The sequence below is a fragment of the Rhodococcus sp. USK10 genome, assembly GCF_019378875.1.
Taxonomy (GTDB): Bacteria; Actinomycetota; Actinomycetes; order Mycobacteriales; family Mycobacteriaceae; genus Rhodococcus_F; species Rhodococcus_F pseudokoreensis.
The window spans coordinates 165,637-186,210 of record NZ_CP076048.1; the positions used below are offsets into that span (position 1 = coordinate 165,637).

18 protein-coding genes and 3 pseudogenes are annotated in these 20,574 nt (G+C 65.3%); 12 read left to right on the forward strand and 9 right to left on the reverse strand.

Features of this window, described 5'->3' with window-relative positions; translation table 11 throughout:
* Positions 1–9 precede the first annotated feature (9 nt).
* Positions 10–738, reverse strand: a complete 729-nt coding sequence (locus I1A62_RS07525) for a TetR/AcrR family transcriptional regulator (RefSeq protein ID WP_124393473.1) — start codon at positions 736–738, stop codon at positions 10–12.
* 169 nt (positions 739–907) lie between these two features.
* Here I1A62_RS07525 and I1A62_RS07530 point away from each other — a divergent pair, with 169 nt between their 5' ends.
* The 5 genes and pseudogenes from I1A62_RS07530 to I1A62_RS07550 all read left to right on the forward strand — a co-directional run bounded on the left by I1A62_RS07530 (position 908) and on the right by I1A62_RS07550 (position 7,032).
* Positions 908–2,443, forward strand: coding sequence for an APC family permease (locus tag I1A62_RS07530; protein WP_124393474.1), 1,536 nt, complete (start codon positions 908–910; stop codon positions 2,441–2,443).
* Positions 2,444–2,503: 60 nt separating this feature from the next.
* A complete protein-coding gene (locus I1A62_RS07535) occupies positions 2,504–4,156 on the forward strand; it encodes an amidohydrolase (RefSeq protein ID WP_219458388.1) in 1,653 nt (550 codons plus the stop codon).
* A 112-nt stretch (positions 4,157–4,268) separates the two neighbouring features.
* Positions 4,269–4,673 (forward strand): hypothetical protein, encoded by a 405-nt coding sequence (locus I1A62_RS07540; protein WP_124393476.1) that lies wholly within the window; start codon positions 4,269–4,271, stop codon positions 4,671–4,673.
* A 275-nt stretch (positions 4,674–4,948) separates the two neighbouring features.
* Positions 4,949–5,529 (forward strand): annotated as a pseudogene (locus tag I1A62_RS07545) (dihydrofolate reductase family protein).
* A gap of 903 nt (positions 5,530–6,432) precedes the next feature.
* Positions 6,433–7,032 carry a recombinase family protein gene (locus I1A62_RS07550; protein ID WP_219458389.1) on the forward strand — a complete coding sequence of 200 codons (600 nt, stop codon included), beginning with the start codon at positions 6,433–6,435 and terminating at the stop codon, positions 7,030–7,032.
* Positions 7,033–7,102: 70 nt separating this feature from the next.
* Here I1A62_RS07550 and I1A62_RS07555 read toward each other — a convergent pair whose 3' ends face one another.
* A complete protein-coding gene (locus I1A62_RS07555; RefSeq protein ID WP_219458390.1) occupies positions 7,103–8,212 on the reverse strand; it encodes a hypothetical protein in 1,110 nt (369 codons plus the stop codon).
* Positions 8,213–8,284: 72 nt separating this feature from the next.
* Here I1A62_RS07555 and I1A62_RS07560 point away from each other — a divergent pair, with 72 nt between their 5' ends.
* Positions 8,285–8,908: a hypothetical protein gene (locus tag I1A62_RS07560; RefSeq protein ID WP_257890716.1), complete on the forward strand. Its 624-nt coding sequence runs from the start codon at positions 8,285–8,287 to the stop codon at positions 8,906–8,908.
* Positions 8,909–9,350: 442 nt separating this feature from the next.
* Here the strand turns inward: I1A62_RS07560 and I1A62_RS07565 are convergent, their stop codons facing one another.
* The 3 genes from I1A62_RS07565 to I1A62_RS07575 all read right to left on the reverse strand — a co-directional run bounded on the left by I1A62_RS07565 (position 9,351) and on the right by I1A62_RS07575 (position 11,560).
* Positions 9,351–9,500: a hypothetical protein gene (locus I1A62_RS07565; protein ID WP_219458391.1), complete on the reverse strand. Its 150-nt coding sequence runs from the start codon at positions 9,498–9,500 to the stop codon at positions 9,351–9,353.
* A gap of 166 nt (positions 9,501–9,666) precedes the next feature.
* A complete protein-coding gene (locus I1A62_RS07570; RefSeq protein WP_124393481.1) occupies positions 9,667–10,887 on the reverse strand; it encodes an FAD-binding oxidoreductase in 1,221 nt (406 codons plus the stop codon).
* 73 nt (positions 10,888–10,960) lie between these two features.
* Entirely contained in the window at positions 10,961–11,560 is a 600-nt protein-coding gene (locus tag I1A62_RS07575) for a short chain dehydrogenase (RefSeq protein WP_219458392.1), read from the reverse strand.
* Positions 11,561–11,629: 69 nt separating this feature from the next.
* Between I1A62_RS07575 and I1A62_RS07580 the strand changes: the two genes are divergently transcribed.
* Both I1A62_RS07580 and I1A62_RS07585 read left to right on the forward strand, forming a co-directional pair.
* A complete protein-coding gene (locus I1A62_RS07580; protein ID WP_124393483.1) occupies positions 11,630–12,505 on the forward strand; it encodes a LysR family transcriptional regulator in 876 nt (291 codons plus the stop codon).
* A 387-nt stretch (positions 12,506–12,892) separates the two neighbouring features.
* On the forward strand, positions 12,893–13,786 hold the full coding sequence (locus I1A62_RS07585) for an ornithine cyclodeaminase family protein (RefSeq protein WP_219458393.1): 894 nt from the start codon (positions 12,893–12,895) through the stop codon (positions 13,784–13,786).
* A 191-nt stretch (positions 13,787–13,977) separates the two neighbouring features.
* Here I1A62_RS07585 and I1A62_RS07590 read toward each other — a convergent pair whose 3' ends face one another.
* Complete coding sequence (locus tag I1A62_RS07590) at positions 13,978–14,781, reverse strand: MBL fold metallo-hydrolase (RefSeq protein WP_124393484.1); 804 nt, start codon at positions 14,779–14,781, stop codon at positions 13,978–13,980.
* Between the two features lie 11 nt (positions 14,782–14,792).
* Positions 14,793–15,263, reverse strand: a complete 471-nt coding sequence (locus I1A62_RS07595) for a grhN (RefSeq protein WP_225858221.1) — start codon at positions 15,261–15,263, stop codon at positions 14,793–14,795.
* Positions 15,264–15,350: 87 nt separating this feature from the next.
* On the opposite strand from I1A62_RS07595, the gene I1A62_RS07600 reads away from it, so the two are divergent.
* A complete protein-coding gene (locus tag I1A62_RS07600; protein WP_257890717.1) occupies positions 15,351–16,511 on the forward strand; it encodes a LuxR C-terminal-related transcriptional regulator in 1,161 nt (386 codons plus the stop codon).
* A gap of 402 nt (positions 16,512–16,913) precedes the next feature.
* Here the strand turns inward: I1A62_RS07600 and I1A62_RS07605 are convergent, their stop codons facing one another.
* Complete coding sequence (locus I1A62_RS07605; RefSeq protein ID WP_206011408.1) at positions 16,914–17,327, reverse strand: hypothetical protein; 414 nt, start codon at positions 17,325–17,327, stop codon at positions 16,914–16,916.
* A 780-nt stretch (positions 17,328–18,107) separates the two neighbouring features.
* Here I1A62_RS07605 and I1A62_RS46185 point away from each other — a divergent pair.
* From I1A62_RS46185 to I1A62_RS07610, 3 genes and pseudogenes are all read left to right on the forward strand, one after another.
* On the forward strand, positions 18,108–18,230 hold the full coding sequence (locus I1A62_RS46185; protein WP_257890718.1) for a hypothetical protein: 123 nt from the start codon (positions 18,108–18,110) through the stop codon (positions 18,228–18,230).
* A 228-nt stretch (positions 18,231–18,458) separates the two neighbouring features.
* Positions 18,459–18,724 (forward strand): annotated as a pseudogene (locus I1A62_RS46190) (RNA polymerase subunit sigma); the annotation flags it as partial.
* Positions 18,711–19,813: pseudogene (locus I1A62_RS07610) on the forward strand (anti-sigma-D factor RsdA). The pseudogenes I1A62_RS46190 and I1A62_RS07610, both read left to right, overlap by 14 nt.
* Before the next feature lie 266 nt (positions 19,814–20,079).
* Here I1A62_RS07610 and I1A62_RS07615 read toward each other — a convergent pair.
* Positions 20,080–20,571, reverse strand: coding sequence for an SRPBCC family protein (locus tag I1A62_RS07615; RefSeq protein WP_219458394.1), 492 nt, complete (start codon positions 20,569–20,571; stop codon positions 20,080–20,082).
* Positions 20,572–20,574: the final 3 nt, after the last annotated feature.

Genomic DNA, 20,574 nt, shown 5'->3' on the forward strand with positions numbered 1-20,574 from the left:
TGCCGACAGTCACGTGCCCGCCGGGTCCCTCGTCATTTCGAGTCGCTGAAGCAGGGCGCGTGCGCCGTCCAGGAACAGTTCGAGTGCGTCGGGATACGCACTGCGGTCGGCGAGTCCGACGAGAAGTCCCGCGGTCGCAGCGATGTGCGGGTGTGTCTCGGCCGGCAGTTGCGTGTACGACGATCGCCACAGTTCCCGGTCGGACGCGCGGACGTCGTCGGGTAGCGCGAGTTCGGCACCGTCGAGTGCGGCGAACGCCAGCATCTGATCGACGAACGCGCGGTAGAGGCGGACGGCTGCACCGTCGGGAAAACCCGCTTCACGCAGTATTCCGAGAATCGTGTCGACTGCGGATTGCTCGGAGGCGCGGCCGCTGACTCTGCTGGCCGACAGGACTGCCGCCTGCGGGTGGTCCAGATATGCCGCATGCGAACGTATTCCGAGTGCGTACAGGTCTCGCCACCAGTCCCCGGTGGGTTCCCAGCCGTGAAACGACCGGCCGATCAGCTCGTCGGCGATCGCCAGCGTCAGGTCGTCGATGCCGTGGAAGTACCGGTACAGGGTGCTCGGGTCGGCCCCCAGCGCGGCCCCGAGACGGCGAGCGGACAACCCCGCGCTGCCGTGATGCCGCAGCAACCGCAACGCCGTCTCGATGATCGTCTGCTCCGAGAGAACGACACCCTGCTTCGTCGGCCTGCGCCTCCTCCTGGGCGAATCCGAGACCATCTGCTTCGCCAATTCCGGGGCTCCTTCCCTCGCCGCCGTCTTATGCCAACACCGTTGACCAGGTCGACATCGACAGTGTTGCATGTCACAGGCAGGGAGCGAAACCCCAGGCACCGGCCGTGAGAAGTCCGGATCCGGCCTGGCGTCGCCCCTCCCCACCCTTCGAACGAAAGCGACGCAGATGGCAACAGTGAACGACGGCGCGGCCGGCGCGCCCAGCGCGACGGCCTTCCGCAAAACCCTCGGTGTGATGGACGGCATTGCGATCGCCGCCTCGAGTACCGCGGCGACGACCAGCATCGGTGTCGGATTGGGAGTCGTCGCCACCGTGGTCGGTCTCCAGATGCCGGTGGTGCTGTTGCTGGCGTTCGTGCCCATTCTAGGAATCGCCAGCGGATATGCCCGGCTCAACTGGGTCGAACCCAACTGCGGCAACAGCTACGTCTGGGTGGGCCGCAGCCTCAGTCCGTGGCTGGGGTTCCTCACCGGCTGGATGGCCATCGTCGCCGTCGTCGTGTTCATGGCCTACACCACCGCGATCGCCGGGTCGGCGATCCTGCAGCTCGGCGGTATGGCCGGCGTGCACAGTGTCGCCGGACTCCCCCTCGATCCCGATTCCACACTGCAGTCGACGCTGCTGGGACTCACCGTTCTGGGAGCGGTGACCTTCACCGCCGTCCGCGGCGTCGCGGTGGCGGCACGACTGCAGAAGTACCTCCTCGTCTTCGAGTACGTCGTGCTGATCGGTTTCTGCGTGTACGGGTTGTTCGCCGGGAGCCAGCCATTCTCGCTCTCCTGGTTCAACCCCTTCGCAATTCCGTCGTTCGCCGTGCTGGCGCAGGGCATGGTGATCGCCGTCTTCTTCTACTGGGGTTTCGAAGCAGCGTTCAGTGTGAGCGAGGAGGTGCGCGATCCGCGCGACGCGTCCCGCGCCGGTGTGATCACCGTCTTCCTGGTCCTCGGCTTGTTCCTGCTCGGCGCGGTGGCGTTCCAGCGCGTTCTCTCCCCGGCGGAACTCGCGGACAACGGGACCGTCGGGCTCGCGTATCTCGGCGAAGCGCTCGCCGATCAACCGCTGGCCGCGCTCCCCGTGTTGGCGCTGATGTTCTCCGTCGTCGCCTCACTCCAGGCCACCGTGATACCCAGTGCGCGTGGACTGTTCGCGATGGGCAGAGACCGCACACTCGGCCCGGTGTGGACCCGTGTCCATTCCCGTTACGGAACCCCCGCGGCCGGTACCGTGCTGCTCGGCGGCATCTCCGCCGTGGTCGCGCTCCTGGCCACGGTCATCCCCAAGCTGAGCGATCTTCTCGGTGCAGGCATCAGTTCGATCGGACTGGTGGTCGCACTCTGGTACGGCTTGACGGCACTCGCGGCCGCTGTGCGGTTCCGCGGGCTCCTGCGGGAACATCCGTGGGAGGGATTGCGCGCGGTCGTGTTTCCCGGGATCAGTGCCCTGGTGCTGCTGGCGCTCGGCGGATATCTGGGCTGGATTTTCTACACCTCGGCCGATCATCTCGAGATCAGCGCGACCAACGGGTGGTTTCAGCTACTGTTCCCGATCCTCGTCGTGATGTCGGGGCTGATGGTGGCCGCGCATGCGAAATGGGTCCGCCGATCGCCCTATTTCGTCACCGGCCGCGGAACTGACGCCGACGACGCGAACCTGCTCGGTGGAGGTGCGCCCGCCGAGATCGCCGTCACCACCCGTTCCTGATCAGCGCACCGCCGCGTGATCCGAATACCGACGAAAGCACTTCCCGACAGGAGATTCTCGATGTCAGCACTACCCGCAGATCTGGTCTTCACGGGCGGATCGATTGCCACCATGGATCCGGCGCGCCGCCGAGCCACGACGGTAGCCGTCACCGGTGGCCGGATATCGGCCGTCGGCCACGACGAGATCCGGGAGCTGATCGGCGCCCGCACCGAGGTCGTCGACCTCACCGGCAGGCTGCTGCCCGGCTTCCAGGACGCGCACATCCATCCGGTGGTGGCGGGCCTGGAGTATGCCCGCTGCAACCTCACTGGCACGAGCGATGCCGCTTCCACCCTCGCTGCCGTCCGCAGCTATGCCGATGCGCATCCGGAATTGCCGTGGATCGTGGGCGGCGGGTGGTCGATGGAGGCGTTCGACGGCGGCACACCCACTGCGCAACTCCTCGACACCGTGGTGCGGGACCGGCCTGTGTTCCTGCCCAACCGCGACCACCACGGGGCGTGGGTGAACACGAGGGCCCTGGCTATCGCCGGCATCACCCGTGAGACTCCCGATCCCATCGGCGGCCGCATCGAACGCGATGCCGACGGCGAGCCGACCGGAATGCTCCAGGAGTCCGCGATGGACCTGGTCGGACGCCACATCCCACAGCACACCCCCGATGACCGACTCGAGGCACTGCTCCACGCACAGCAGCACCTGCATTCGCTCGGAATCACCGCCTGGCAGGACGCGCTGCTCGGTGACACCTCCGGCATCTCCGACGTCTCCGACGCCTACCTGACCGCGGCCGGCGACGGGTCCCTCACCGCTCGGGTCGCGGGCGCCCTGTGGTGGGATCGCGACCGGGGATCCGAGCAGATCCCCGACCTACTCCGGCGACGCTCCCGTCTCCGCGTCGGGAGGATGCGCGCCGACACCGTGAAGATCATGCTCGACGGTGTCGCCGAATCCCGCACCGCGGCGATGATCTCCCCGTATCTGGATGGATGTGGCTGCGCGACCACACATTCCGGAACCAGCTTCGTCGACCCGGACAAACTGCGAGATTTCGTCACCGAGCTCGACGCCCTCGGATTTCAGGTGCACTTCCATGCGCTCGGCGACCGCGCCGTGCGTGACGCGCTCGACGCGGTCGAGGCCGCCCGGACCGCGAACGGATTCCGCGACACCCGCCCGCACCTCGCCCACCTGCAGGTCGTGGACCCCGCCGACATCCCCCGGTTCCGCGCGCTCGGTGCCACTGCCAACATGCAACCGCTGTGGGCAGCCCACGAGCCGCAGATGGACGAGCTCACCATCCCCTTCCTCGGGGACGAACGCACGCGGCGGCAGTATCCCTTCGGTTCCCTGCTCCGCTCGGGCGCGACTCTGGCGGCCGGCAGCGACTGGCCGGTCAGCAGTGCCGACCCCATCCATGGAATCCATGTCGCGGTCAATCGGGTTCTGCCGGGTCGAGACGGTCAGGGGCGTCCGGTGTTCCTACCGGAGCAGCGGATCGACCTCACGTCCGCACTCACCGCCTACACCGCCGGGTCCGCGTACGTGAACCACCTCGACGACACGGGAAGCATCGAGGTGGGCAAACGCGCCGACCTGGTGGTCCTCGACCGGGATCCGTTCACCGGACCCGCCGACCTGATTGCCGAGACCCGGGCCGTCCTCACCTATGTGGGTGGTGATCGCGTCTACGCGGCACCGAGCGCTTGATGTCCCTCGCATGTGCATAGATGTCAGCTCGGATGCCGATCGGCGACCCTCGTGGCGCCGATCGGCATCCGCGACCACACTGGAGGTGTCCCGCCGAAGTCAGGAGACAGTGATGAGCGACAACAGGCCGTTCGGGTTCGACCCCGACGATCTCGACCGCGTGATCCGTGAGGCCGGCGAGGAGTTGCAGGGCGTCAAGGACCGGATAGTCAGGTTCCTGGACCAGGCGGATTCCCAGATCCCGTGGACGGGCGTCTTCGCGGACTTCGCCCGGTCGCCGCGCGCCGCGCCGAAGCCGGAGACGACCGGGGAAACGGGCGACGGCGTGTGGGCGATCTACACCGTCGACGGCGAGGGCGTCGCCCGCGTCGAGCAGGTGTATGCCACCGAACTCGATGCCCTTCGCGCCCACAAACACAACACCGATCCCCACCGTTCGGTGCGGTTCCTCCCCTACGGCGTCACCGTCAGCGTCCTCGACCAGCAGGAGGAGTCGACGCCGCGGGAAACGGAATGACTTCTCGGCAGCCAGCCCTACCACGTGCTGCGGCGAAACGCGCCCACTCCCCGTGTCCACGATTTCCGCAAGGATGTCCCGATCAGCGCCCCGGAATGACGATCGTCACCGGACGGGGCTACCGGGACTGCGCAGTTCAGCGGGTTCCGGTCAACGGCCGGCTTTCGGGGCGTCCCGCGCTGGACAGCCGGCCGCTGCCGGCCGATTGATTTCGTACAACAGCGACAGCTCACGACACGCTAATTTGGGTGCACCCCAAAGCAAGAGAGAGCCCCGTGGGCAAGGTGGTCATGTACAGCTCGGTGTCGGTGGACGGCTTCGTCGCGGACGAGAATGACCAGCCCGGACCGCTGTTCGACTGGCTGTCCAGCGGTGACGTCCCGTTGGACGAGAGCGGCGAGGTGAAGGTGTCGCAGACGTCCTACGATTACACCCGGCCGTACTGGGACCGGATCGGGGCGACACTCGTCGGCCGCCACGTCTTCGACATGACGGACGGCTGGGACGGGAAGCCTCCTGGCGGGATCGACCACGTGGTCGTCGTGACGCACCGGCCGGAGCCCGAGGGTTGGAACCCGAGGCGCCGTTTCACTTCGTCGACGGCGTCGAGGCAGCCGTGGCAAAGGCGCAGGAGCTTGCGGGTGACCGCATCGTCGAGGTCGCCGCTGGCGACGTCGGTGGCCAGGTGCTTGCCGCGGGCCTGGTCGACGAGGTGCGCATGGACGTCGTACCCGTCGTGTTCGGGTCCGGCAAGCGCTACTTCGGGTCGGTCCACGCGCAGCACCTGTTGGAGGATCCCGACGTGGTGATTCAGGGCAACCGGGTGCTTCACCTGCGCTATAGGGTGCGCAGTTGACCGACGACGGATCACCATCCGGTGCTCCGCTCAGCGTTCCGCTTCCGGGCGGAGATGATCGCTGCCCCATGGTGCTCGGCGCAGGCCTCGCCCGATGGCCGAACCGGTAGCGGCACGCGGTGAAGGACGAGTAATCACACCTGGATAGCCCGCACGGTGAGCAGGAGTCCGGACTCCACACCTTCGTCGTAGCTGATTCTTAGCTGGTGGCCATTAGGTGCGGTTGCTATGTACACCTGCTCGCTGCGTTCGAGATTCGGTCTCCGCATCTCTTCGCGAAACGGGCCGTCGTCCAGACTTACTCTCCGTCGGTCAATCTCCTCGCTGACACCGGACCGTTCCAGCAAGGCCTCTCGCGTGGTGTGTGATTCAGTACGCACCATGACAGTTCCGGAGGAGTCCGGGAAGCTCGAGTGCCATTCGCAGGAGACGACATCGTCGTCGTCGGAAAGATGTAGTCCCAGCTCGGACGCTAACGGGAGAGCGGAGTCGCAAGGGTCGTTATGAAACACCCGCGAAACGGTGAACATACCCGCGATGAGGAGAGCAACCACTATTACCCCAGATCCGAGCCATAACCACCCGTTGCGGACCTGCGGGCCCCGAGTCTTCAACCGATCGCGCATCCACCACATCGTACGGACAGTCAAGATCCGGAAAGCACAATGAATCGGGCCGAGACCTCAAGAGTGGCCGAGACTTCGTTGAGTGCAGCCACCGTGGCGACTGACTTGGACGGGGATCGAGGAGCCGACAGCAAGCCGATGCTGGATGCGCCAACGGCAATGCACTACGGCACTGGTCCACCGGGGGCGGGTCTAGTCTGCCTCGTCGTGTTATCTGACCGTTGAGTCCCAAGCACCGCGCCGCCGGCGTTGTGCGTTCAAGAGATGGGAATCAGCGATGTACATCGGGTATGCACGAGTGTCCACCGATCAGCAAGACCTGACCGCACAGCAGCACACTCTGCTCGGGCTCGGGGTCTCACCGGAACGGATCTACGTCGATCACGGCTTGACCGGCACCAATCGTCAGCGGCCCGGTCTGCAGAACGCCCTTGCAGCGTGCCGGAACACCGACACCCTCGTGGTGACCAAGTTGGATCGCCTGGCCCGTTCATTGCCCGATGCCCGGGACATCGTCGACGAGCTCACGTCCCGGAACGCGTGCCTGCAGATCGGAGCCTCGTTGCACGATCCGACCGACCCCGTCGGCCGCCTGTTGTTCAACGTCCTGGCGATGGTCGCCGAGTTCGAGGGCGACCTGATTCGGGCACGAACGAGGGAGGGGATGCGGATCGCGAAGGCGAAGGGACACCTGAAGGGCAAGAAGCCGAAGCTCAACCCACGCCAGGAACGGCACCTGGTCGAACTTCACGCGTCAGGCGAGTACTCGACGGCCGAACTGGCCGACTTGTTCTCGGTGGGCCGGTCGACGGTGTACCGGGCGATCAAACGCGCCCACCGACCTCAACACGACGGTTACTCAGTCTCCAGTGCCTAGCGATTTCAGTCCTTTCGAACGTTCGCCGAGCCGGCCGCACCGGCGGACGTTCTTGATGAAGGCGAACGGTCTATCGAGGAAGGAACTTCGACCGGATTTCGCCTAACAACACCCGGGTCTCCTCATCATCGACTACCGCATAGTAGGTCGCGTCCAGGGCCGCCCGCGCTGGATCGGCGGCCCCAGCGCTGGTGAGTGAACTGACGGCGAATACTTGCCGCCCGAGTTGCTGGTTTCTGAGAGCTGGCTTCGCGCGAGCACGGAGCCGCCGAAGGGCGGGATCGGTCTCGACCCGCTGCCGCGCATTGAAGAGACCGTCGAACGGCGCAGGAAGCGCGACGTGTTCTTCGACCGCGTCAAGTCCGTCCTGGACCCACTGCGTGTTGCTCAGGTTCGCTCGCTCGATCGCTGTCCGGGCAGCCCACCGGGCAATCGAGCGTTGAGTGGTGGGCGATGACGAGGCGATCGCTTCCGCGAGGGCGCGGTCCAGGAGACAGAGGTTCGGCGCCATCGACCCGGCTGCGAGAAGCTCGGCTGTCGGGGGTATACCTCCCCAGATCGCAAAATCGTCCCCCGGCGAGAACGTAGGGCTGTCGTTCATCGTCCGAGACGATGTAGGCGTCAATTCCAGCCCAGCTTCTGCAGAATCCGCATCACTCGTCGTGGTGTCTGTCTCGGTCCAGAGCTTCCTCGGTGGGAGGGCATCGGTTGTAGAGATGGCCGGCCACAAGCGGATGCGCCACGTGTCCCCGGGTTCGATCGAGCCGGGCCAACCGAGGGCCACGAAGCCGCGGCCGCATACTTCCACGCGGTACCGGCCGGGATCGATCGTCACACGGTGTGGTTCTCCACCAGGAGGGGAATCGAGTAGCAGGGTTCCGTCTTGATCGATCTCGACGACGAGGTCCACCACCTGGTCCCAGTCTCCTCGGTCCTCGGGTGGTTTCTGGTCCCAGACTTCGATCGCCATCTGCATGTCGAAGTTGTTCTGGTGCGGGGACAAAACAACGGCGGAGGTCTGGCTGCTTGCGATCGTTCCGTCGCTCAGAGCTTCCCCGACAAGTTCTTCCAGGTCTTCCTGGCTGTCGGGAGAACTATCACCGGACAAGTAGAACTGTCCGTAGTCCATGACAAGGGACAGCCGGTGGGATGCAATCAACGACGGAGACGAAGCAACCATTTATGCAGGTTCCCACAAGAAGGTGGGTGCGGTGGCCGGTCATCGATCCCTGATCGGTCCGATCATCGATCGATGACCGGCACCCGATCGCTGATGGAGATGCTTCGAGGGAGCTCGTGCGGCACGGGTTGTCACGCTGCGTGGACTCGGGGCGATACCCAGATCATGAGGGTGAGGAAAGCTGCGATAGGTGCCAGCGCTCTTGTCGCGATCGCAACCGCGACCTGCGCCTGCTCGCCCGCCGATGACACCGAATCGCGCGATCCGACCGTCTTCGTCCAATCCACCCAGTTCGCACCGCCGCCGGCGCCGATCACCGATCTCGTCCCCACCGCCGAACAACTGACCGCCCTCTACAACGCCACAACCAACTACTCCATACGCGAGGAGGACCGCGCGCGACTCTTGGAGGGCCCCAGCGGCCAGGCCCTGCCCATCGCGCGGGCCTGGGGTGCGCAGCCCTCACCCCAATACATCCAGTTCACCACCGTCGAACCCGTCGGCCCGGACATGATCAACGCGACTGGGCAGGGCCACATCGATCGCATGGAGCCGTACCCGGTGGGGCCGATCCCCTTCGTGCGTTCCAACAACGAATGGAAGCTGTCCCGCGCCTACGTCTGCGGCATATTGACCGTTTTCGCGAACCTCCCAGATTCAAGTCCAAGTACCCAGACCGCATATCAGTGCGAGTGAGAGTCCGGAAACCGCGATAGCGCCCCCTCACCGGGACGTACCCAAAGCGTCATGCTGATGGTGTGCGGATCTGGATGCTGGTGGACCTCGAACCCGGGTACGAGCGCCTGCATATCGGAGATCGGATCGAAGCCACTACTGAGTGGTGTCGGCCGGAGATGCTGCCAGCAGAATTGGTGAGCCGAGACGTCGCAGTCCAAGTCGAAAGGGTCGCCGCGAACCGCCCCGGCGAATACGAATGGATAGCTCACAGCAATGACCACGTCTCAGCGCTGCTCCCGGACTGGAAAGAATCTGAGGGTCCCGCCACGATCTCTGGCTGCCTGATGTACGACAGATACCTGCACTTGTTTCACCAAACTGTGCCGACGACATGTGGCCGCATTCTTCGCCGCGCCCTCATCACTCGGGAAGCAAACCGCAACCCGGCCCCACACGGGGGCTACTCGGTGGACCCGTCGGGACCGCCTACACTCACCGAGCGCGTCGGCGTACCGGCGGACAGGACCGTGACGTGGCACTGCGTCGAACTCGACACGGACGACGAGTAGGTCGTCAGGACCCGGTCGACAACCGGTGAGGGATCGGTCACCGGTCATCTCCTGGGTGGAATGCAGGCGCCGTAAGGGTGATGCCAACCATGTTCATGAACGGAGAGGCATGTCGCGGCCAAGGGGTGCAGCCGAGATCCGTGTGGGGTGATCCCTAATGGACTGGCTTCAGGGATCACCCCACACGGTGCCGGCGACGGAATCGTGCTAGATGACCGCGCGTTCGACCAGTGGCCGGTTCTCGGCGATCCGCCGGTGCGAGAGTGCGGAAAGGTCGAGGGTGCGGAATTCGCCGTATGTGATCAGTTCGGCGACTCCGCGGCCGCAGGCCGGTGCCTGCTGGCTGCCGTGGCCGGAGAAGCCGTTGCACATGAACAGGTTCGGCACTTCGGTATGTGGGCCGATGATGGCGTTGTGATCGAAGGTGTTGAACTCGTAGTGGCCGACCCAGGAGTTGGTCACGGTGACGGCGCCGAGCTCAGGGAGACGCTTGGTGATCACGGGCAGCATCTTGTTCTCCCAGATGTCCTCCGGGTAGTCGAAGTCGTCGACGTCGACCGCTGGGTCGTCGTGGCTGGGTGGGCAGCCGACGAGGTAGTCGTGCGCGCCGTAGGAGCGCATGTGCACCCCGGTCGGGTCGATGGTCAGGGGAAGGTCCTGAGCAAGAGGCCTTTCCGCGGAGAAGATGTAGGTGTAGCGGCGGCGTGCCTCGATGGGGAGGTCCACCCCGGCCATCCGCGCTACGTGCGCGGCGCGGGTACCGGCGGCGTCGACGACCGTCCCGGCGGCGATCACTTCGCCGCTGGCGAGGGTGAGCGTGTCGATGCGATCCCCGGTCCGACTGATCGACACGACCTCGTTCTCGATGTAGTCGACGCCGTGTTCGCGGGCCTTGCGTCGATACCAGTCGACCATCACTAGGGCGTCGAAGGCGCCCTCGTCGACGGTGTTGAGGCTGCCGGCGACGATGTCGTCGACGCGGTAGAAAGGATACTTCGCGGCGATCTCCTCACGCGAGAGGATCGTCGTCCCTGCCCCAGTGGAGGCCTGGAGACGCTGGTCCTGGCGCAGGGTTTCGGCGAACTCGTCGTTGTCGGCGAGGTAGAGGTAGCCGAAGTTCCGGATCGGCAGGTGCGGGATCTCGGAGCCACCGCCGAGGTTCTCGCGGAAATTCTTCACGAACTCGGCGGCGTACTGCGCGATCTCGATATTGATCTCGGTGGCGAACTGCTGGCGCATGCAGTTGTTGCTCGCCATGGTGGCCGAATTCTTCAGCGACGGTTCGCGTTCGACCACGAGGACGGAGCCGGTGAAGTCGGGGTTGGTAGCCAGGTACCAGGCGACCGCGGAGCCGCTGGTGGCGCCGCCGATGACGACGACGTCGTACGCGGAGTGTGTAGGTGTGGCGGGGAATGGTGTGCTGTTCATGGTTTCGGGCCGCTTCCATGCCGAGAGGGAGGTCTCGGCGACTGTGTGGATGGACTTGGGAGCTCGTCGTAGGTCAGTCGAGGGCGAAGATCTGACCGGTCTGGACGCCCTCGATGGAGCGCACGTACGCCTGCGCGACATCCGCGAGGTCGACGGCAGGAAAGCCGGGAAAGTAGTCGCCGTAGGCGTCGAGGGCCTCGGTGAACACGGTCGGGCTGATCGCGTTGACGCGCTGCGGGGCGATCTCGACGGCAGCGGCGCGCACGAACGCCTCCACGGCGCCGTTGGCCAGGGACGCGGCGGTTCCGGTGGCGATGGGGATGCGGGCGAGGATCCCGGTGATGAGGGTGAACGACCCGGTCGGGGCGATGCGGTGGATGCCCTGCCGGACCAGTTCGACCTGACTGCGGACCTTGCCGTCGTAGGCGGCAGCGTAGTCGTCGGCCGTCATCTCCCGAATGGTCTTGTAGGGCACGGTGCCGGCGGCGCTGGCAACGGCGTCGACGGCGCCGATGCTCTCGTAGAGCGCGGCGACGGAGGCGGGGTCGGTCAGGTCGACACGGAAGTCCCCGGAGGTGCGGCCGGCGGTGAGGACCTTGTGGCCGCGGTCGGCGAGAGCGGTGTGGACGGCGGAGCCGAGGCGGCCGGACGATCCGATCAGCAGAATGTTCATGAGGGCAACGCTAACCACGCCACTCAGCGTTGAGAAATGCTATTTCATGTGGTGTTATGCTCGGCAGTAATGAATATCGAGTTGCGGCATCTGCGTGCCCTCGCCGCCATCGGCGACGAGGGCAGCATCACCGGTGCGGCCGCGGTGCTGCATGTGGCGCAGCCCGCGCTCTCACGCACACTCGGGCAACTCGAGGAACGGATCGGGACGAAACTCGTCGACCGCAGCACCCGGCACCTGGAGCTGACCGCGCAGGGGCAGCTGCTCTGGGAGCGTGCACATCGGATCCTGCAGAGCGTGGACGAGGCCGTCGCCGAGGTGCAAGCGGGCCCGGCGCCGCTGCGCGTCGGCTTCGCGTGGTCGGCCCTCGGTCGTCATACGGTGGCGTTGCTGCGGACCTGGAAGGTCGACACCGGGACCGAACTGGTGGTCCGTCGCGTCGACGACCCCGCCCTGGCGTTGCGGAAAGGCGAGATCGACATGGCGTTCTTCCGCGCGAAACCAGGACCACCCGCCTTCGAGCACGCACTGCTCGGCCACGAGAACCGAATGCTCGCCCTCGCCGACGACGATCCGCTGAACCGCAAGGGCGCCTTGTCGCTCGATGATCTGGTTTCACATCGAATCGCCTTGTGTTCGAATGCAGGAACGGCAGACCTGCAGCTGTGGCCGAAGAGCAGCCGCCCGGAGAAGACAGTTGTCGTGGCGAACGTCGACGAGTGGCTGACGACCATCGCCACGGGTGCCGCGATCGGTGTGACGAGCGATGCCACCGAGTACAGCCACCCCCATCCGGGGGTCACATATCTGCCGCTGCCGAACACGAGTCCGGTCCCGGTCTACCTCACCTGGCCGCGCCACAACAGACACCCGATGACCGACCGATTCGTTGTGCACGCCAAACAGATTCTGAACGAGAGAACACCCGACCCAGCCCGGAATTGATTCTGACCGCGCCGCGATAACCAGCCAGGCGTGCTCGAGGGAGCCGGGGTGGCCTCGCCAAGAGACAGGAAGGCAGCCGGACCAGCGGTGAGGGCGCCCGTCACCTTCAACACTCCGATCCAGCCACTCATCTGCGGGTACCAATATGAGGAACCTGCACCGGGACGAAGTGGTTCGAGCGCAGGCCGATTGCGGTCGGCCCTCGTTCCGTAAGCGGATCCTTGATCGGGCAACGGCGGTGGATGGATGCCATCGGATGGCACGTATGTCGATCAAGGGCTTGCGGCCTTCACGAATCTACGCTTGCGTGATGAGCAGCCACGACGACGGAACGGACGGGTCCGATCTTCCCCACGTTCCCCATGAGTACGAGGTGTCTTTCGACACGTGGGGCATTCGCTGCGCAAATGCGCTGCTGCGAGGGCTGATCTCAGGTCAGCTTGTCATCTCGCCATTGCGATCAATAGCGCAGGACGACTCGGGGTGGTGGCGGTGAAACTCCTGTGCGACGTACCTGCGAACCGCGACTGCGGGCTGCCGACCCAGCGCTCGACGATCATGGTGTCCTCCACCATCACCGGTGAGGCCCTTGCCATCCTCGATGGGGGGGCGATCACTGCGATCCGTACCGCCGCCGCGAGTGCGGTTGCCACCGACCATCTCGCGAGGCGGTCCCCCTCGATGCTCGGGATGATCGGCGCCGGCAACTTGGCGGTGGAGCATGCATTCGCAATCGCCGCCGTTCGGGACATCACACGTATCGTGGTCTGGTCACGCAGCGCCGAGACGATAGGCAGATTCCGCTCTGCAACAGCAACTCTCGGCATCCCGGTCGAATCGGCGGTATCCCCGGAGGATGTCCTGGCGGTCTCCGACATCGTGTGCACGCTCACTCCGTCCCGGCGGCCCATCGTGCGTGGTGTGTCATTCAGACCGGGACAACATGTCAATGCAGTCGGTGCACCGCCTCGCGCCGATCACCGGGAAATCGACGGCATCGGAATGCAACGAGCAAAAGTAGTCGTCGATAGCTTCCCGACGGCAGTGGCCAAATCGGGGGGCGTGCTCCTCGCGAACTCCGAAGGTTTCATCACCGAAGACGATGCACGCACCGAGTTGGGTGATGTCATCGTCGGCAAGGCTGCAGGCCGCATGTCCGATACCGACATCACGTTGTACGAATCGGTCGGCATCGGACTCCAAGATCTCGCCACAGCCGAGCTCGTCATCGAACGCGCCACTGCACGAGGCATCGGCACATCGATCAACCTCAGCGGGTGAACAAGTCCCCGGCAAAGTGCGGCGTCGCGGCCAGAGGCCGCTCGAGGGCCAGGGCGGGGGCGGAGCATCACGACGCACACCCTGTCTTGGCACCGGATCGCGCGAACGTAGTTGCGGCGCTGCTTGCGGCTTTTGCGTCCGGTCGTGGTGAGTACTCCGTGACCAAGGTCGTGCTCCACCCCTCGGGACTTTCAGTGTGCTGGTTCGAAATCTGCCAGCATCTGCTCGAGCGCGGCCTGGTCGGGTCCGACGAAGGCATCGGCTTGCGGGGCGGCGGCGAGCATGTCGAGATACTCCGCAGTGCGGCCCTCCGCCGGTGGAAGGTGAGTGCTGAGGAGGAGTCGGGGCTCGAGAGCGCTCAGGGCCGACACGGTGGCCATGAATTTCTCCTGGTCCACGGTGTGCACCCAGGGGCTGTCCACGGTGGCCCACAGGTGCTGGGCGGCGCGTACGGCGCTCGGCAGGCAGTAGCCGATATCATCGGCGGTGGCGAGCTCCGCGGTCTCCATCGGGGCCCCGAAGCAGTCGGACGAGAAGTACGATCCGCTGCGGTCGTCGAAGCAACCGACCGTGCTCGGATTGTCGAACAGCGGCGGACGCAGCGCGGTCAGCCGGCGATCGCCGACATCGAGGGATTGCCCCGGATTGAGCAGGTACACGCGGTCCAACGGGACGGATCGTTCGCACGACATGATGCCGACACCGGCGAAGGTGGTGATCAGCCGTGCGTGGGGCGCCTCGTCGAGCAGGTCGAAGAGCGAGCCTGTGTGATCGCGGTCCGGATGGGTCAGCCACACCCATTCGACGTCGGCGGGGTCGACCACCGATCCGATTGCGTCCAGGAACCCGCGGTCGGGCAGACTCAGTCCGGTGTCGACGACCACCGGTTCGGCGGCCTGGAGAACGTAGGCGTTCACCGGGAGGTGTCCGATGCCGGGCACTTCCAGTTCGTCGCTGAGGACCGCGATGTCAGGACGTATTCTGTTGATGCGCATGGGAACTCTCCTCAGGCTTCGTAGTCGACGCGGATCAGCGACCGGGCGATCTCGGCCAGCTCGGCGTCAGAAGGGACGTATCCCCGGGGAACCTTCAGGCCGAGTTCGAACGGTGAGGCCCCGTCGTCGAGAGCGGCACGGAATGCGGAGCCGCCCTCGGCGGGGGTGGCCTCGAGCAACAGGGCCCGCCCCCGGCGAACCAAGCCCCGGTGGGTGACCGTCACCGGTGCGCCGCCGGTGAAGTTGAACCGCCAGGGCCGCTCGGTGAAGATCAGCGTGTCACCGCCGACGTGGTGCAGGCACACCGGCACCCGCAAGATGCGCCCGGTACGGCGTCCGGTGAACTCGATCATTCCTTGGCGCCGAATGCGCCGACCCAACGACCGGGTCGTGAGGGCACGTCGGACCAACGGATTGACCAGCCTCATCAATCGGGGAGACGGGGGACTCAGCCGCACCTTCGCGGTCTCGGACTTGGACATGCCCCGACGCTAGGCCCGGCACGGCGGGGGCACCATTCCAGATTTCTGGTATTTCCGGCGGTCGGTCCGGGCTCCTAGGATGGACGGGTGAGCACGGATTCCGTGCAGTGCGCGGCCGACAAGATCGCACGAGTGTGCGCCGCACCGTGCGGCCTCGTCGCGTTGTGGCAGGACGCGTCGGACGTCGTGGCCGGGGTGGTCCCGTACTTCTGGACGCCGTGCTGGTTCACCGTCGATCCGTTGTCGTTGCTGATGACCAGCCACTATCACTTCGGCATGGACGAGTTCCCCAATGAGTGGCTGGCCGCCGAGTACTACGAGGACGATGTCCAGTCGGTGCCCGATGTGATGCGTTCGGCCACGGGGATTTCCACGCTGCACGACGCAACCGACGGGGATCCGTCGCAGAGCCCGCGTTGGCGTCGGAACCGCACACTCGGTGGCGATCAGGAGTTGATCGTCCGACTGCGCACCCGCTCCGGCGAGACCTGGGGAGCGCTGTCGCTCTACCGGGACGAGGGCATGCCCCGGTTCACCGACACGGAGAAGTCTTTCCTCCGTGAGATTTCGCCGATCCTCGCCGGCGGCGCCCGACGTGCGCTGCTGTACGGGCAGGCGGAGGAGCCGGAGTATTCCGATTCACCGGGCCTGCTCGTCCTCGACCACAATTGGGACGTCGAATCGGCCACTCCGGGTGTCGACCGGTGGATGGCGGATCTTCCCGGCGGGAACTGGGATCGCGGCGAGTTGCCGGCCGCCGTGATCGCTCTCGCCGGCCGAGTGCTGCGTTCCGCGGAAGACCGCGATCACGTCGGCGAGGTCGCACTCTCACGGGTGCTCTCCCGCTCCGGAGCGTGGCTGGTGCTGCACGGTGCGTGCCTGGCGTCGACCGACCACCAGCGGATCGCCGTGATCGTCGAGCCCGCGCACCCCAGCCGGCTCTACCCCCTGCTGATGTCGGCCTACGGGCTGACCGAGCGCGAGAGGGAAGTCACCGCGATGGTGTTGCAAGGGGCGTCGACCTCGCAGATCTCGGCGGCACTCTCCGTATCTGCATACACCGTCCAAAAACATCTCGAGAGCATCTTCGACAAGACCGGCGTCCGCAGTCGACGCGACCTGGTCGGCAAGGTGTTCTTTCACCACTACGAACCACGGTTCCGCGACAACGAGAAACGCACGCTCGCCGACCGGCCGCTCCGGGGTGGCCCCTGGCCCGCGGATCGTCGGCGCCGCACAGGTCAGTAGGCGATCGCTGATCGGCTACCGGGCTGCAGCAAGTCAGGCAGGGTGTGCCCGTGTCGCTTGGCCGAAACCGTCGCGGACTTACCAGGCAATCCAGACGGCTGGGAAATACGACACAGCCAACAATGACCAGCCCAACTTATTGGTTCGGCGATACTCACCCACGCCAGTGAGCACCGCCAACAGGGTTATGAGTGCAATTGGTCCCGCGAGCATGACCACCATCGTCATCCGCCACGTCACCGCTCACGTCGACATCGTCCGTGCACCATACCTACGATGCTAAATCCGTTCAGAAGATGCCCGGGCAACGGATCGGTGACCAGATGCCGAATGAACAGGGCATCAACAGGCGATTTCGACACTCGGAAGGCTAGGCTTCCCGCACGTGCGGGAGGTTTGCCTCTATTCCAGATGGGCCGGCCTGCAACCATAGCTCTGCGGCATCCGGTACCACGGGCTATGCCGCGCGATTTCGCCACACGCCGAACATCTGATGCGTCGTGGCTCGTTGACAACAAGTTTATTTCCGACAAATGTATGCACGATCAGCGACTTCGAGTGGCCGCCATCCACCAGTCCGGTGAACACGAAATCGTACATCGTGAGCAAACGTCCGCATCGGCAATACATTCTTTCCAGGTAATACCGATCACCGGCCAGCATGCCTTCCCTCAGATCCAGGAGCCGCTCCATCCGTGCAATATCTTCGTCATCGGATTTCGTTGACTTGGTTTCGTCTTCGAGTTCGGCCTCACTCGGCCCCGACTGCTCAAATTCCGCGCGGGACAACGAAACGACGCTGTTGTAGTCAGCCATTGCGGACCTCCAGGTTGCGGACTTGCGCGTTCCGGACATCGAGACCGGACGCCGGGCAATTCGCCAACATGGGTTTTGAGACAGCCTGTTGCCTGGCCCATTCCAGCATCACGCTATGACACAAATTTCTCGACAAGACCGGTTGGTTCCATCATGGTCTGCGGCCGGAGGAAAGTCACGGTCGGTTCGCTTCCCTATTGAAGGCGCACAAACGGTGCCCCGGGCGATAGAGCACACATCGAGGTCCGAGGCCGTCCGCGGGATCAGGGTGGACGTAATCGCCGATCCGCGGTCGCTGGCGTGTGCGAAAAGTACTCACCGAGTTGAGAATGAAAGGCCGAGAGCGCCTGCGCTTCAAATCCGAGCGCGTATCCCGCCGAGGGAAACTCCGATCTGCACGGGTGACATGTGGATCACACGGGTGACATGTGGATCAGCAGCCAGAAGATGAGTCCGTCGCCGTGCGGCATCCTTGCCGGCCACAGCGAGCGAGTGTAGTGGGCCAAGACCATGTAGAGAGCGTCACCGATAAGAGCTGTCAAACTCAAGAACCTGAGAACTGCCGGGACGATCAGACACCCGACTGCGATCTTGACGAAGCGTCGCACGCGCGAGTCCGGGCGAGGCATACCCAGTCCGATCCATCGGAAGGATGTCAGTACCTCCAAGCGCACCGTCGACGTCGGGGTTGGCCGCAGAACCCACGCCGCGAGGACTGCGAAGAGCAGCATGCACGCGGCCACCGTTGTCGGCGGCGACTGCAGTCCGGTGACTTCGCCGGTGAGTGCACTCGTCCAGCTCGTCGAACACTCGACCTGGACTCCGACATGCGGGCAACCTCCGGCGCTCATCAACGACATCCTCGCCCGCGGGGTGCGACAACTGCTGGGCCTCGCCAGCTAGCGGCCACCGGTGGAATAATCCACCTAGGAATATCGACTACCCAGACGACGCGATGCCCCTTACAAAACGTCGACCCCGGCCCAGGGCCTCAGGACCGCCCGAGTGCGCCGGGGTCGGCCCACAGAGGACGGGTATGGTCCTGCGGCAACCGACTGCGTTCGAACCAACACCAGACCCACAACCGACGTGGAGGGCTCCGATTTCTTGCCACCCTCCCTAACGTGCGGTAACAAATCGGACCCCGGCGCCGACAAACCAGATGACGAAGTCAACGATGACGGACCCGACCAGAGGGCGCTGGACGCGCAAGGCGAGCAGGCAGATGAACGAACTGCTGAGCACGCTGCCGGAAAGGCACCGGAAGACATGCTCCACCTCGTAGTCGGTATGTCAGCCGAGGAGACGGGCCCCGACCGTGGGTAGTACCGCAGGAGCTGTTCGCGCGGCTCGACACGAAGCCATCGCAAGTGACGAGGGCAGGTGAGAGGTTTGGCCAGGAGCTCCGATCGCAACGGCAATCCCGATGCCGACCTCCCAGGAGACGACGCACCGGTGGACGTCACGGCTGTGCGCCGCGACGACGCGCTGATCGACGCGATCGCCGGTGGCGGTCCCGTCGCAACGGATTCGCCGGAGCAGGACCAGCTCGCGCTTCTGCTGACCAATTGGCGTGCCGACATCGTGTCGACGCCGATGCCGACCGGGCCGCTGCTCGACGACGTGATCGCGGCGATCGACGCCTCCGACAACGTCGGTTCCGCACGCAGCGCCGCCCGCGGCAGGCTCCGCCTGTTGCGACCCATCGCGGGCGCTGCCGCCGCAATCGCGGTCGTCATGGGCGGCGCCACCATCTTCTCGTACGACGCCGAACCCGGCGATCCGCTGTGGAGCGTCAAGTCGGTCGTGTTCAGCCAGCAGGCCGATTCGACCGTCGCGCAGATCGACACCACGTCGCAACTGCAGGAGGCCGAGCGGCTGATCGCCGTGGGAGACGCGGAGTCGGCGAAGAACCTGCTCGACGGTGCCGCCGATCGTGCGGGCGGGGTGCGCGACGCCGACATGCGCAACGAACTCGACGTGTGGCGGGCGAAGCTGGCCGCGGAGGTCGAGAAGATGTCCCCGACCACGCCGCCGGCTGCGACGACGACGCCCGGTACCACCACCACCGGCGCGCCAACGCAGACCGCTGAACTGCCGGCCACCGTTCCGGGAACACCCGGTTCCACGACAGCTCCGGGAATCGAGCAGCTGCCGGGAACCCTGCCGACGGATCTTCAGCCCCCCGAACTGCTGCCCACTTCACCGCCGCCGCTACCCACGACGACCCTCACACTCCCGCCCGAGACGCTGCCGTCCACCAACCCGGAACCCCCATCACCATGGTCCCGCCTCCGCAGCCGCCCCTGCCCGTCCCGTCCGACACCCCGACCCCACAACTGCCACTCCCCGCGCCGCCGCCGGACAACCCGACCACACAACCACCCCTGCCTGTCCCACCGAACAACCCGACAGAGCCACCCACCCAGCAGCCGTCGCAGGAGCCTTCCTCGGCGCCGCTGGCGCCGCCGGTCCCGACCAGCTGACCCGCTCCGCACTGACCATTCGATTCGATGCGCGTCGCACAGTAAACCCACACCTACTGTGCGCCAGCACTTCCTGATGCAGTCGTAGCACGGAACGGGAGGGACCGGAGGACGCGTCGAACTCATGCACTAGGTAGCCGAGGTCTGTGAGCGATCCTTTGCCGCTCCACCCGCTCACCCCGCCCCGAGCACGTTCCCGACAGTGGTCGGCCCGCCGTCAGCTCTGAATTCTCCCCACTCTTCGGGCGACGAGCAGTGATCGTAAATCAGTCCTTCGATTCGCGGACGTCCTTTCCCTGCTCGGCGAACGCCTTGAAGTCCTGCATGTGCTGTTGCGACTGCTTGCGGAAGGCGCCAGGCATCAAGAGCCCCACCAGCCGCATCAGCAAGCCGCTGAACCGGTATTCGCTCTCGCTCACCCAGAGCGTCATCTCCGGACCGGCTTCGGTCAGCCGGTCTCGCACGGCGCTCCACATGCCCTCACCGACGATTTCGCGGTCGAAGTGAACGACGCTCCCTGTCGGGATCCCGCGCAGGTCTGCAGGTTCCCGACGCGTGATGGTCTCGGTGCACTCGATCTTCTGCTTCCCCATCTGCATCACGACCCGCGATTTGGTACCGACCTGGCCGTGCGCCCCACTGAGCGGCTCGTGCAGCACCAGACCCCGCAGCCACTTCGGCAAGTGTGCCGAATCGGCGAGCAGCTTTACCACTGTCTCTCGTGGCAGGGCGATCTCGATCGAGACGGTGTTCTTCATACC